The following is a 13,452-nucleotide window of genomic DNA, read 5'->3' as shown; positions in this document are numbered from 1 at the left end:
CACTGCGAAGGTAACCGAGCCCAATGTATGCGAAAAACCGAATACAATATGTCACTGAGCAAGTTGCGTTAATTGAACTTTTGTTTTGTTCCGCCGGGAGCCGCCGTTGGATTCGGACCCCCTGAGCGTTGAAGTCATACGTTAGACCTGCAGCATATCCGCCAATCTGTAAATATGTCCATTGTTCCTAGTCTAAGGACATTTTTTGATCTCCGTTGGGGCGGTAACATAAAGACATCAAAGCGCAGCCAGCTTTGAATTACCGGGTAAAAGGGGAGTACACAGATGAAACGATCCATGCAAAAAGTAACGTCAATATTACTGATGGTTATGATGCTGGCAATGGTAGTAACCGCCTGCGGCGGGAACAATGCGAAGAACAACAGCGCAAACGCCGGCAACAGCGGCAAGGAGACGCAGGGAGAAGGCAGCGGCAGCGGCAAGAAGACAGAGCTTCTGTTCTGGTCACCGTTCTCCGGCTCGGATGGCCCGTTCATGAAGAAAATCGTAGATAAATACAACAGCTCTCAGGATAAATACAAAGTGAATTTCGTAATCCAGCCCAATGGTGAGTATTACAAGCAGCTGGATGTAGCGCTCAGCACCGGCAAGGAACGGCCGGACCTGATGATTATGCACGTGGATCAGGTACCTACCTACCAGAGCAAGGATCAGCTGCAGTCGGTGGATGAGCTGGCGGCAACAGCCGGAATTAATTCTGCTGATTTTGCCGAAGCCCCGGTGAAATACGCCACCATCGACAGCAAGCTGTACACCATTCCGCTCGACATTCACCCGGTGGTGATGTATTACAACAAGGATCTGTTTGAAAAAGCGGGAATTACCGCACCGCCAACGAACCGTGCCGAATTCAACGCCGCCGTAGAGAAGCTGACGGATAAATCCAAGGGAGTCTACGGATATGTAGTACCTACCCTATGGCCGCAGCAGTTCATCTTCCCGTCGCTTGTCTGGCAGAATGGCGGAGAGCTGTGGAACGGAACGGACGTAGCTTACAATTCCCCGGAAGCGGTAGAAATGGTGCAGTGGCTGCGCGATATGGTCGACAAGGGCATCTCCCCGGCCAATGTGCAGCAGGATGGAGAGAATACGCTGTTCCTGCAGGGCAAGAATGCGATTCAGTTCAACGGACCGTGGATGAAGTCGCAGTTTGATGAAGCCGGACTCAATTATGGCGTAGCCGTTATGCCGCAGATCGGCAAAGCAAAGCAGGCTATTTATGCAGGTTCGCATGGCTTCGTGGTTCCCAAAGCAGTGACCGACAGCAATACACTGGCCGGCATTGGCGATTTCCTCAAATATGTTTCCGGCAACTCCCTGGATTGGGCTGAATCCGGTCAGGCGGTAGCCTCCAAGACAGTCATGGACAGTGCTGAATTTAAGGCGATGGAATTCCAAAGCACAGTATCCCAGAGTTTCTCCTCTGTACAGTTTGCACCGAATGTACTGAACTGGGGCACCATCGTCGAGCCGGTATGGAGCGAGCTGAGCAATGCCATTCTCGGCAAAAAGTCACCGCAGCAGGCGATGGATGATGCAGTTGCCAAATCCCGTCAGGCGATGAAATAGCACTTATGATGATGTGATCATTTCGGTAAGCAAAAGCGGGGAGCGCGGATCGCTTCCCGCTTTTCCCTATACGAAGAAATGGAGGAACCCCTTTTGAAAAGCACATGGACTTCCCGCTTCACCTCATTCCTGTTCATCCTGCCCTACCTTGCAGCCTTCGGACTGTTTCTGCTGTTTCCGATCCTGTATGGTGTTGTGATCAGCCTGCAGGACTTTGAGCTGCTGTCTGCCGGGCATCCCTTTGTGGGGCTGCGCAATTATATTACGATTTTCACCCCGGGGACTTATGAGAATAGTATCTTCTTCCGCGGGCTGTGGACCACCTTCCAGTTTGTACTGTACTCCGTTCCGCTCCTGATTGTTGTGGGGCTCGGGATGGCGATGCTGGTCAATGCGCTGCCCGCGAAGCTGCGCGGCCTGTTCCGGACATTCTATTTCCTGCCCTATGCGCTGTCGGCTTCCGTGATGGCCGTGATCTGGCTGATGATGTTCGATACCAATGCCGGATTCATTAACAGTCTGTTGCAAAAGCTAGGTCTGACCGGTATCCCGTGGCTGACCGCTACGCCTTGGGTATGGATTGCGCTGGTGCTCACGACGCTCTGGTGGACGATCGGGTTCAATATGATTATTTTTGTGAATGCGCTCAATGAGGTGCCTGAAGATTATTACGAGGCTGCTGCTATTGACGGGGCGGGCGCCTGGAGCAGGTTCGTGTCAATTACACTGCCCTCGATCCGGCCGGTGATGCTGTTCGTGATGATTACCTCAACGATCGCGTCCTTCAACATTTATGCCCAGCCGTTCCTGCTGACGCGCGGAGGGCCGGGAGACACCACCAAGGTGCTGCTGATCAATGTGCTGGACCAGGCATTCGTGCGCAAGGATATCGGCTCAGCTTCCGCGATGGCGATTCTGATGGCGCTGCTGATCATGATGGTGTCCATCGTACAGTTCCGTCTTACGAACCGGAAGGAGAAGGTATAAATGGGAAAAGCCAAAAAAACCGGCCTGCTGCTGCTGGCCATTCTGATTGCACTGTTCGTGCTGCTGCCGCTCGTGTGGATGCTGTCCACTGCGTTTAAAAATGACTTCGAAGCCCTCTCCGGGCGGATGAACTTCTTCCCGCAGAAGCCCACGCTTGATAATTTCGTTCAGGGGCTGAGCGGGGAGCTGATGAATACACCGATTCTGCGCTGGATCATCAATTCCCTGTCAGTCGGGATTGTGGGAACAGCAATCGTGCTGCTGATTGATTCGATGGCGGCGTTTGCCCTGGCCCGGCTGCCGGATCTGCCGCTGCGCCGTACGCTGCTGTCCATGTTCATTGCCTCGCTGATGATTCCCAGCGTGCTGACCTTTCTGCCGATGTACATTGAGTTCAATACACTAGGGCTGATCAACACGTATCAGGCGCTGATTCTGCCGGCTACAGCCGGGGCGTTCGGCGTGTTCCTGCTGTATCAGTTCTTTGTCTCCTTCCCGAAAGAAATCGAAGAGGCGGCCCGGATCGACGGGGTGAACAAATGGAATCTGTATGCCAGGATCCTGCTGCCTTCCGCAGTGTCGATCATGATGACGCTGGGGATTTTCACCTTCATGGGAATCTATAATGACTTTGTCTGGCCGCTGTATGCGACCACCTCGCCGGAGATGCGGACGATCACCGCAGGTATTGCTATGATGGCCACCGGAAGCTACACCCAGAGTTACGGCAAATTAATGGCTATGACCACTATCGCGGCGCTCCCGGTGCTGATTATCTTCATTGTAGGCCAGAAGTCTTTTGTAAAAGCCATAACGAGCTCGGGTGTGAAATAACGGGTGATGGGAGGGAAGCGGATGAGAATGAAACCTGATAATCCGCACATGGCATGGACAGGTAAGAAATCACGTAGAATACTCTACTCGCTTGCAGCGATTATGTTACTTATACTGGCGGGAGGTGCATATTTGGTGCATCAGCACAATAATAGCGGGACAGATGAAGTCTATAACGGGCACGGCGGAACGTTTAAGAATACACTGGCCGAGATGGATACTCCGGATCCGAGTATGATCTACAAGGATGGATATTATTACATGACCTTCACCCATAACGGAACGGATATTATGATGATGAAGTCACGCACAATGGATTTCCGCCAGGCCGAGCGGAAGGTGGTATGGTATCCCCCGGCGGAGACCTCCTATTCGGCGAATCTTTGGGCACCCGAGCTCCAGTACATTCGTGGGAACTGGTATGTCTATTTTGCCGCAGATGATGGTAATAACGAGAATCACCGGATGTATGTGCTGCAGGGGGATAGCGGTGATCCGCTGGGCGATTATACCTTCAAGGGCCAAGTCACCGACGACACCAACAAGTGGGCGATTGATGGGCTGGCGATGGAAGTGGATGATGAGCTGTATTTCGTCTGGTCCGGCTGGGAAGGCGAAGTGAACGCTGCGCAGAACACCTATATTGCGCCGATGAGTGACCCGCTGACGATCAGCGGTCCGAGGGTGCTGCTCAGCGAGCCGCTGCTTCCATGGGAGCAGGCCGGAGGCCCGCCGTATATCAATGAAGGCCAGTCGGTCCTTCATCATGACGGCCGCGTCTTCATTGTCTATTCCGGCGCGGGCAGCTGGACTCCGTATTACAGTCTGGGCCTGCTGGTCTTGAAGCCCGGCGGCAATCCGCTGGAGGCGGCAGACTGGACCAAGCTGCAGCAGCCGCTGCTGGCGATGGATGAAGCCGCCGGAGTGTACGGGCCGGGGCATAACTCGTTCACGGTGTCGCCGGATGGCAGCGAGCAGTGGATTGTCTATCACGCGACTACTGGAGCGGCGGACGGCTGGAACAACCGCAAAGCACGGGCCCAGCGGGTCAGCTGGGACGATGGCGGTCTGCCGGTGTTCGGGAAGCCGCTGGCGCTGAGCACGGCGCTTGAGGTTCCCGCTGGAATGGGAGTATTCCAACCTGATAACGCCATCCGCAGCGGGAACCGGCTGGCGTTCCCGTCCCTGCCGTCCACGGTGAATAGCGATACCCCGCTGCTGGTGCATTATATGAATCCGGGTGGAGAACCGGCCGCTGCGGCAGTTTCAGTGAATGCTGGAACGCCGTCAAAGCTTCAGCTGCCGCCTACCGGGGGAGGCCAAACCGGATACGCCTATCTGAGCATACCGTTCACAGCCGGGATGAATACAGTAGCCTTTGAGCTGCCGGAGGGAGGCGCAGCTGAACTGAAGGCCATTGAAATTCCCCGGTATGAAGGTGAAGCCCAGACGCTGGAGGGGAATGCTGATGCGGAGGATAACCCGTATGCCTCAGGCGGGGCAGCGGCAAACCTCAGCGGAAGCGATGCAGCGCTGCGCTTTAGCAATATTCATGTTCCGCGAAGCGGGGCCTACACTATCTCCGTAGCTGTTCTTAATGCTTCGCCGGATGCGAAGCTGGAGGTGGCGGTGAACGGGGATTCTACGATCGTATCAACCCTGGAATCTAAGGAACGAAACCAATTATCCTTCATGGAGCTGGAGCTGCAATTGCAGAGCGGAGCGAACGAAATCATTCTTTTTGACAGACAAGGCAGCTTCGGTATAGATTATATGGATATATGGCAGAAGAGTGAATGAGCCGGAAGATTCATAGAATGCAAGCAAGACGGGGGCTTAACCATATGAGAGATACGGGACGCTATAGCGGACTCAAACGGAACAAACTGATTACGCTTTCAATTCTGCTGCTGGCTATGCTTCTGGTGCTGGGCGGTTGCGGTACAGATGGGGCAGAGGAATCCCCCCAGGCTGCCGCTGAGCCGGTAACTCTGGAGTATTGGACTCCATTCAGCGGCGGAGACAACATTTTCATGACCGAGCTGGTGCAGCAGTTCAACCGGGAGCACGGGGATATCCGGATCGAACAGATCAACTCCCGGCTGGATGATTATTATTCCCGGCTGCGCACGGCGATTCTGTCCGGTAATGCACCGGATTTAGCCATTATTCACGCGACCAATCTGCCGCAATTCGTGCAGAACGGTTATATTGAGCCGCTTGACGGACTCGCTGCGGATACCGGGCTGGACTGGGGCCAGTTCAATGCCAAAATCGCTGAGTCCACGGTCTACGGCGGTGCCCATTATGCTATACCCCTGGATACGCATACGTTAGTGCTCTATTACAATAAGAAGTATTTAAAAGAGGCTGGGCTGCTGGATGCCGGGGACAAACCGTTGATCAGCAAGGGAGAGCGAGGGTTTACGGAGTTCCTGCAGCAGTTGAAGGCGGAGTTGCCGCCCGGTGTTGCTCCGCTGGCTCTGCCCAGCACACGTATTGATTCCGTGTGGCTGTGGTGGAGCCTGTACAATCAGATGCAGGGCGGTGGTGTCTTTTACAATCCCGAAGGTACGCAGGCGGTCTTTAACAACAAGGAATCGCTTCAGGCTCTGGAGTTCGTGAATAGCCTGTATCAGCAGGAGCTGATTCCGCCGGATATTAATGATGCCTTCAAGCTGTTCTATGACGGGGAGGCCGCTATGCTGATTACGGGGGTGTGGGGAACCGGCGCTTTTGAGAAGGATGAGAACCTGGAGCTGGGCGTCGTGCCGGTTCCGGTCATCTACGATCATCCGGCGGTCTGGGGAGATTCGCATACGCTGGCTATTCCGGCCAAAAGCGAGATGAGTGCGGAGAAGCGTAATGCTGCCATGATTTTTGCCCGCTGGGCGGTGGAGCATGGAGTGATGTGGGCGGAAGCCGGTCATGTACCGAGTTCCCGGGAGGTCGTAGAGAGCGGAGCGTATGCTGCACTGAAGTTCCGCAGTGATTATGCCAATACCGCCAACTCCGTAGCCTACTGGCCGAGAAATGTGAAGCAGTGGAGTATTAATGAAGAGATTATCCGGCAGTTTGAGAAAATGATCTACAAGGAGCAAAGCCCGGAGCAGGCTCTGCAAAAAGCGGTGGACAGCATTAACCTTCAGCTGAAGAAATAAATGCAAAAGGATTAAAGGGGAGAATGCGGTTGAAATCATTTCGCGGCTGGTTCAGGAATCTGGCGCTCGCGCGCAAGCTTATTCTTATCAATGTGGTATTCATTGTGCTGCCGCTGGGGCTGATGGGTTATTTCGCCTTCGCACGCTTCACCGAAACGACGGAGCGCAAGGTTGGCGATTATCAGCTTCAGACGCTGAAGCAGCTTACCCTGAATATCGACACCTATATGAATGAGCTGAACCGGCTGACCGTGATGCCCTATCAGTATCCGAAAGTAACCGAGTATCTGGCTACCAAACGTATCTCCGGTGAACCGCTGACATTGGATGAGATTAGCGGACTGAACAGCTTCGTCACTCAGGTGTTTTTGAACGGCCGGGTAGATATACTAGGTGTCTCTCTGTATGGTACGGGCGGAGCTTCGTATGTGGTCATGCCGGAGAGCCAGTATGTGACGACCTATAAGCTCGATGAAAATGTCAGCTGGCTGAACAAGTTCAAGGGTCACTACGGGCAGCCAGTGTATGTTGCCACACATGACTTAAGCTCAAGCGGCGGAAATGTGTATCAGGCCTTCTCCATTGTGCGGGAGCTGCGCAGCTTCGATGACGGGGTGACCCTCGGGTACATCGTCATTGATGTGGACCCCAAGTTCATTAGTGAGATTCTGTCCAAAGTAAAGCTGGATGCCAAAGAACTGCTGTACATTACGGATGATTCCGGCAACCTGGTCATCGGCAAGGATCATGGACTGCCGCAGGCAGCGCCTTCCCTGTCTCCTGAACATTCGGGTGAAGGGGTAAGTCATGTGAAGTCGGAGGGCGAAGGGCTGCTGATGGCCCACGTAACTTCTGAAGTGACAGGCTGGACCACGGTGGGTGTTGTACCGGTCTCCAGTCTGATGAAAGATACCGAGGTTCTACGCACCTACATTATTCTTATTGGCATCATCTGTGTAGGTCTGGCCCTGCTGCTGTATGTGTTTATCGCCTACCGGATCACCCAACCGCTGCGCAAGCTGAGCCGGCTGATGCGCAGTGTCGAGCGCGGAGACCTCAGCAGGGCTTTTCCGGTGAGCGGTACGGACGAGGTAGGAATGCTGGGCCATTCGTTCAACGGCATGCTCGCCAAGCTTAGCGAACTGGGATATCTGCTCTATGAGACGGAGATCCGGGAGAAGGATGCGCAGATTGCCGCGCTGCAGAGCAAGATCAATCCGCATTTTCTGTACAATACACTGGGTTCCATCAGCATGTACGCCGAGCTTGAGGGCAGTCCGGAGATTATTACGATGTCCAACAATCTCAGCAAGCTGCTGCGCTACAGCCTCAGCGGGCGCACGGAGCATGTGACGCTTCAGGATGAGCTGGACCATGTCGGCGGATATATGGCAATCCAGCAGATGCGCTATGAAGAACGCATTCACTTCACGATGACCATTGAACCTTCGCTGCTGGACTGTGAGGTCATTCCGCTGATGATCCAGCCGCTGGTGGAGAATGCAATCAATCATGCACTGGACAAAGGGGTGGGCCGGGGCCGTATTTCGCTGACCGCGGACAGCAGCAGTCAGGTGCTTAGAATTACTATCGAGGATGATGGCATCGGCATGAATGCGGAGGCGCTTGAGGCGCTTCGGCTGCATCTGCTGAATACGAAGGAGCTGGGCGGACGCTCAGGCAACGGTCTGCTGAATGTTCACCGCCGGATTGTGCTGCATTATGGCGATGAATATGGTCTTTCGCTGGAGAGTATGCCGTATCAGGGCTTCAAGGCAGTGCTGAGGCTGCCGGTTATTACCCATCAGGGCAGAGCAAGGGAGGATGACGGAGTTGCCTAAAATACTGATTGTTGACGATGAGTCTGTCTTCCGCAAAGGTCTGCGCAAAATGATCACCAGCCTGGAGGGTAACTGGGAGGTGGTTGGTGAAGCCATTGACGGCTATGATGCGCTTGACAAGCTGGCCGAGCTGTCGCCGGAAGTGCTGCTCACGGATATCCGCATGCCGCGGATGGACGGGATTCAGCTGCAGCAGATGGCCGGGGGAAGGTTCAAGGATCTGATGACCGTCGTGGTCAGCGGCTATGACGAGTTCGCCTATGTGCAGCAGTCGATGCGCCAGGGGGCGAAGGATTATCTGATGAAGCCGGTCGAACGCCAGGAGCTGAGCCGTGTGCTGGAGAGACTGGGGCGGGAACTGGCCGAGCGCAAGGCGCTTCCGGTGCGCAAGGATGAACCATGGCAGGTCCAGCCTGTACTGAAGCGGCATGTGGCCGGTCATCTGATCGAGAGTCTGCTGAAAGGCAAAACAGAAGATAGCGACCTGCAGCTGCTGCGGGAGATGGGCTTCGCCTTCGGCCATCCTTACTTTCTCTGCATGGTGATTAAGCTGGATAAGCATTCGGTGGAGAAGGAGCGTTATCAGCGGGGCGATGCCTCCCTGTTCCTCCTGTATATCCAGCAGGTTGTCCAGGAAATGATTGACCGCCATGCGACAGGCATAAGCTTCGTGCTGTCGGATACCGAGGTGGTGGCTTTGCTGAATATAGCTGAGCCGGAGCATTCCTTATCGGCACCGGGAGCTCTGGGCGACCTGATCCGCAGGCAGATCCGCTCTTTGTCCAACCTGACGGTAACCATCGGGGTCAGTAATCCGGCGGAAGGACTGCCGGGCATTCCGAAAGCTTATAGTGAAGCCGGAATCGCCCTCTTGTACCGGCTGATCGAAGGCGGTGATAAGCTGCTCGATTATGCCAAAATGACAGAGCGCCCCCATTCCGGAAGCGGACCTTTGAAATGGTCATGGGAGATGCTGGAGAAGTCGATTACCGGAGGCAGAGTGGCCAGCATCGGCCCGATTGTTGAACATATGATTGAAGAGCTGTGCAGTATGGCGGATTCACCGGAGAGTATTCATCAGCAAATCTGTAAGCTGCTGCTGTACTATTACGAGCTGTCCGAAGAGCTTGAGGTTACGGAATCGTGGCTGGGATCGAAGGATATCCGCAAGGTGCTGTTCGATGTATGCAGCCTCTCTTCGCGGCAGGAGCTGGCCGAGAAATGCCGGGGGCTGCTGCTCACCCTGACCGGCTGCATTGCGAAGTCCAGAGAGGTGAAGGATCTCGATCCAGTTGCTGCCGCCCAGCGCTACATTTCGCAGCATTATGATCATCCGCTAAGCCTTAAGGAAGTGGCGGATGAGGTGTATTTGAACCCGGCGTATTTCAGCAATCTATTCAAACAAAGAACAGGCGTCACCTTTATCGAATTCCTGACCCATATCCGGATGGAAGAAGCGCGCAAGAAGCTGGCCTTCACAGATGAGAAAATCAGCAGGATCGCTGAGGAGACGGGCTTTGGCAATGTGCGCCACTTCAACCGCGTGTTCAAAAACTGCAGCGGTTTTTCGCCTAAAGAATACAGGGATAGTATACGCAAGGCGCAGGCGGCTTCTATGGATGGCCGGGAGTGACAGTAAGGACTGATAAGGACTACAGCAAGACCGGATCGCATGAAATCTAATCACACGGGAAACTGGCGGATGAAATAATGACGAATCAGCAACGTGCGGAATATCCGCGTCCGCAATTTGTACGCGATAATTGGGTGAATTTGAACGGGGAGTGGGAGTTTACTTTTGACGATGACAATGTAGGCAGCCGGGAGCAGTGGCATCTGGGAAATAAACCGCTGGCTCAGCGGATACAGGTTCCGTTTGCTTTTCAGAGTAGCCTGAGCGGAATCGGTGATCCCGGATTTCATGACATCGTCTGGTACCGGCGGGAGCTGGAGATTCCGGAGAGTTTTGTAGACCAAGAGATTCTGCTGCATTTCGGCGCTGTGGATTACGAAGCCTCCGTCTGGCTCAACGGGATCCTGGTGGCGAAGCATGAGGGCGGGCATACGCCGTTCCATGCCGGGATTAGCGCCGCACTGGCGCCAGCAGGCCAGCCTAATATTCTGGTGGTCAAAGCTGTGGATTACAGCAAGGACGTAACTCTGCCCCGGGGCAAGCAATATTGGAAGAGCGATTCAGCCAGCATTTTCTATACCCGCACAACGGGCATCTGGCAGACCGTGTGGATGGAGGCGGTATCCTCCGTCTATCTCGGCAAAGTTAAGCTGACGCCGGATATTGACCACAAAAGTATCGAAATCCGCTCCTTCATTAAAGGTGCGCTGACCAGTAATGGAGAGCTGAACAGTGATTCCCTGAAACTTCAGGTGGAGATCACGTTTGAAGGCCAGCCGATTTCAAGTGACGTATACTCTGTACGCAGCCCGGAAGAGTCCCGGAGCATTACCCTCAGTGATTTCAATGACCATGGGCACGGGCACTGGTGGTCGCCGGAGCAGCCGAATCTCTATGATGTCACTTTTACCCTGCTGGATGGCGGGAAGGTGCTGGATAAGGTAACCAGTTATTTCGGTATGCGCAAAATCTCGGTCGAAAGCGGCAGACTCTGCCTCAACAACCGCCCTTATTTCATGAAGCTGGTGCTGGATCAGGGGTATTTCCCGGACGGCAACCTGACACCGCCCAGTGATGAGGCGATCCGCCGCGATGTCGAGCTGACCAAGGAGCTGGGCTTCAACGGTGCGCGCAAGCACCAGAAGCTGGAGGACCCGCGTTACCTGTACTGGTGTGACCAGCTGGGCTTACTTGTCTGGGGCGAAGCGGCTAATGCCTATGAATACTCGGAAGAGTATGTCCGCCGCTTCACCCAGGAATGGCAGGAGAGCATCGAACGGGATTACAACCATCCTTCGATTGTGGTTTGGGTTCCGCTCAACGAGAGCTGGGGCGTGCCGAACATCGCTGCCGACAAACAGCAGCAGCAGCATGCCCAAGCGATGTACCACCTAACCAAGTCGCTGGACGGGACGCGGCCGGTTGTCTCCAATGACGGCTGGGAGCTGGTCACCACAGACCTGTTCAACATCCACGATTACGAGTGGCGGCGCGAGGTGCTTGAGCAGCGCTATTCCTCCGTGGAGCAGGCCGTCAGCGGCCTGCCGGGCAACCGCAAGCTGGCAGTAGAAGGCTTCCCGTATGCGGACCAGCCGATTCTCATCACAGAATTCGGCGGCGTCGCCTACAAAAAAAGCGACTGGGACGGCTGGGGCTACTCCGGCGCAGAGAACGACGAAGACTTCGCCGCGCGTCTGCGGGCGGTGATACAGCCGCTGCTGCTCTCCGGGGTGGTGCAGGGCTACTGCTACACCCAGCTTACGGATGTGGAGCAGGAGATCAACGGCCTGCTGACGTATGACCGCGTACCGAAGTTGCCGCTGGAGCTGATCCGGGCTATTAATGAGGGGAAATAGGCTTTAGTCGTAATGCGTACTGGTGAAAATTATGACAGACACGAGAAAGATGCTTTCGGATATGGAATCTCATACGGGAGGCATCTTTTTGTTTATTAGAAATTTTGTATAGCAACTAAGTCTTGATTGATTACGATATACCAAATATTAGTACATAGATCATATTAAGTGCTGTTAAAATTATGTAGAATTATTAATAATAATCTATTTTTGATAATCTTAATAAGGAGCTAATATTATGTTTCAAGTATTACCCTCTTTTAAGAGTAAAGAAAAATTGAAGTTTGAAAATTTATATACGAAATATAGATATCTATTATATAAGTGTGCTTTTGATATCCTAAAAAGGCAAAACTTAGCCGAAGATGCTACAAGTGAAGCTTTTATTAGAATATTTAAGAATCTGGATAAAATAAATGAGAATAATGAGAAGGAAACTATTGGTTTCATGGTGATCATTGTTAAGAATATATCCCTTACAATGTTATCTAATGAAAAGAGAAATAAAACGTTATTTTTTCAAGAGATTGATGAGGATATAGAAGAACATTTCAATTTGGAAGATGCAGTTATATCTAACCATCAATATAAGGAAATAGTCGAAGCAATAAGTAAATTAAAAGTTGAATTAGAAGCACCGTTTCTGCTCCGGTACGTTTATGGTTACTCCAGTAAAGAGATCGCTGAGATTCTGTGTATCTCTATAAATAATGTTGATGTAAGAATTTATCGTGCGAAAAAAGCCCTTGCTGATATTTTAGGGAAACGGGGTTTAAAAAATGGATAACGTAAAGTTAAAAAAGGAACTTTTTGATCTTATAATAGAACATGCGGCAACAGAATATTTATACGACGAAGCAGATGCGCTAAAAATAAAAACTGAAAAAAGTTGTGATGTCAAATTCTCTGATGGTTTTGAACGGAAAATAGATGTTTACATTCAATTAGAAAAGATTCGGCATGTGAGAAAAAGATGGGCAAAGCATCTGAAAGTTATTGCTGTTGCGGTAGTGATTTTTTCCTTGATTACCATATTGTCTATAAATAATGTAGAAGCATTTAAAATAAATTTTTATAATATTTTTTACTCAGAGAAACCTAATTTTGTTGAAGTGAAAGCTATTAAGGAGGATTCTGATCTAATAATTGAAAAACTGCCAGACGGGTGGGATCATATCTATCTTCCGGACTATATTCCCTTGAATTACAGGTTTGAAAGTAGTTCCAATAATTCAAGTACCTTTAAAATAATATTTCAAGATAAAACAGATAAAAAGCTGGTTTTTAAGCAGAAAAACTATGTAAGGGATAAAACAGTGGCAGATAATGAAACCTCGAATTTTACAAGTATAACTATTGGCCATACGAAAGGTTACGCAGTTGAAAAAAATGGCGAGATTTTTATGTCATGGCAAAATCATAATTATTCGTTTGAGTTAGTTGGTTCAATAGATATAAAAGAATTAAGAAAAATGGCTGAAAGCCTTAAAATTCATAACTAAACATTTATTTCTATAATAAAAAACAGAAGAAGCAACAGCTTCTTCTGT

Annotated in this window: 10 protein-coding genes; all 10 read left to right on the top strand. The window is 51.8% G+C overall.

What is annotated here, in order from left to right:
• Nucleotides 1-285: 285 nt before the first annotated feature.
• The 10 genes from MKZ24_RS26605 to MKZ24_RS26560 all read left to right on the top strand — a co-directional run bounded on the left by MKZ24_RS26605 (nucleotide 286) and on the right by MKZ24_RS26560 (nucleotide 13,404).
• Complete coding sequence (locus MKZ24_RS26605; protein WP_340788433.1) at nucleotides 286-1,590, top strand: ABC transporter substrate-binding protein; 1,305 nt, start codon at nucleotides 286-288, stop codon at nucleotides 1,588-1,590.
• Nucleotides 1,591-1,683: 93 nt separating this feature from the next.
• A complete protein-coding gene (locus MKZ24_RS26600; protein ID WP_340788430.1) occupies nucleotides 1,684-2,577 on the top strand; it encodes a carbohydrate ABC transporter permease in 894 nt (297 codons plus the stop codon).
• Complete coding sequence (locus MKZ24_RS26595) at nucleotides 2,578-3,411, top strand: carbohydrate ABC transporter permease (protein ID WP_340788427.1); 834 nt, start codon at nucleotides 2,578-2,580, stop codon at nucleotides 3,409-3,411.
• 21 nt (nucleotides 3,412-3,432) lie between these two features.
• Nucleotides 3,433-5,211 carry a family 43 glycosylhydrolase gene (locus MKZ24_RS26590; RefSeq protein WP_340788424.1) on the top strand — a complete coding sequence of 593 codons (1,779 nt, stop codon included), beginning with the start codon at nucleotides 3,433-3,435 and terminating at the stop codon, nucleotides 5,209-5,211.
• A 44-nt stretch (nucleotides 5,212-5,255) separates the two neighbouring features.
• Entirely contained in the window at nucleotides 5,256-6,572 is a 1,317-nt protein-coding gene (locus tag MKZ24_RS26585) for an ABC transporter substrate-binding protein (protein WP_042234892.1), read from the top strand.
• Between the two features lie 29 nt (nucleotides 6,573-6,601).
• Nucleotides 6,602-8,413: a cache domain-containing sensor histidine kinase gene (locus tag MKZ24_RS26580; RefSeq protein ID WP_231637828.1), complete on the top strand. Its 1,812-nt coding sequence runs from the start codon at nucleotides 6,602-6,604 to the stop codon at nucleotides 8,411-8,413.
• A complete protein-coding gene (locus MKZ24_RS26575; RefSeq protein WP_340788420.1) occupies nucleotides 8,406-10,046 on the top strand; it encodes a response regulator in 1,641 nt (546 codons plus the stop codon). Before MKZ24_RS26580 ends, MKZ24_RS26575 begins: the two co-directional genes overlap by 8 nt.
• Nucleotides 10,047-10,123: 77 nt before the next feature.
• Nucleotides 10,124-11,902 (top strand): glycoside hydrolase family 2 protein, encoded by a 1,779-nt coding sequence (locus tag MKZ24_RS26570; protein WP_197073072.1) that lies wholly within the window; start codon nucleotides 10,124-10,126, stop codon nucleotides 11,900-11,902.
• Between the two features lie 238 nt (nucleotides 11,903-12,140).
• Entirely contained in the window at nucleotides 12,141-12,689 is a 549-nt protein-coding gene (locus MKZ24_RS26565) for an RNA polymerase sigma factor (protein WP_042234899.1), read from the top strand.
• A complete protein-coding gene (locus tag MKZ24_RS26560) occupies nucleotides 12,682-13,404 on the top strand; it encodes a DUF4367 domain-containing protein (protein WP_340788415.1) in 723 nt (240 codons plus the stop codon). Before MKZ24_RS26565 ends, MKZ24_RS26560 begins: the two co-directional genes overlap by 8 nt.
• Nucleotides 13,405-13,452: the final 48 nt, after the last annotated feature.

Origin of the sequence: Paenibacillus sp. FSL R7-0297 (genome assembly GCF_038009025.1) — a bacterium.
Taxonomy (GTDB): Bacteria; Bacillota; Bacilli; order Paenibacillales; family Paenibacillaceae; genus Paenibacillus_AQ.
The sequence above is the reverse complement of the archived record's forward strand: the minus strand, read 5'-3'. Positions and strand labels throughout refer to the sequence as shown.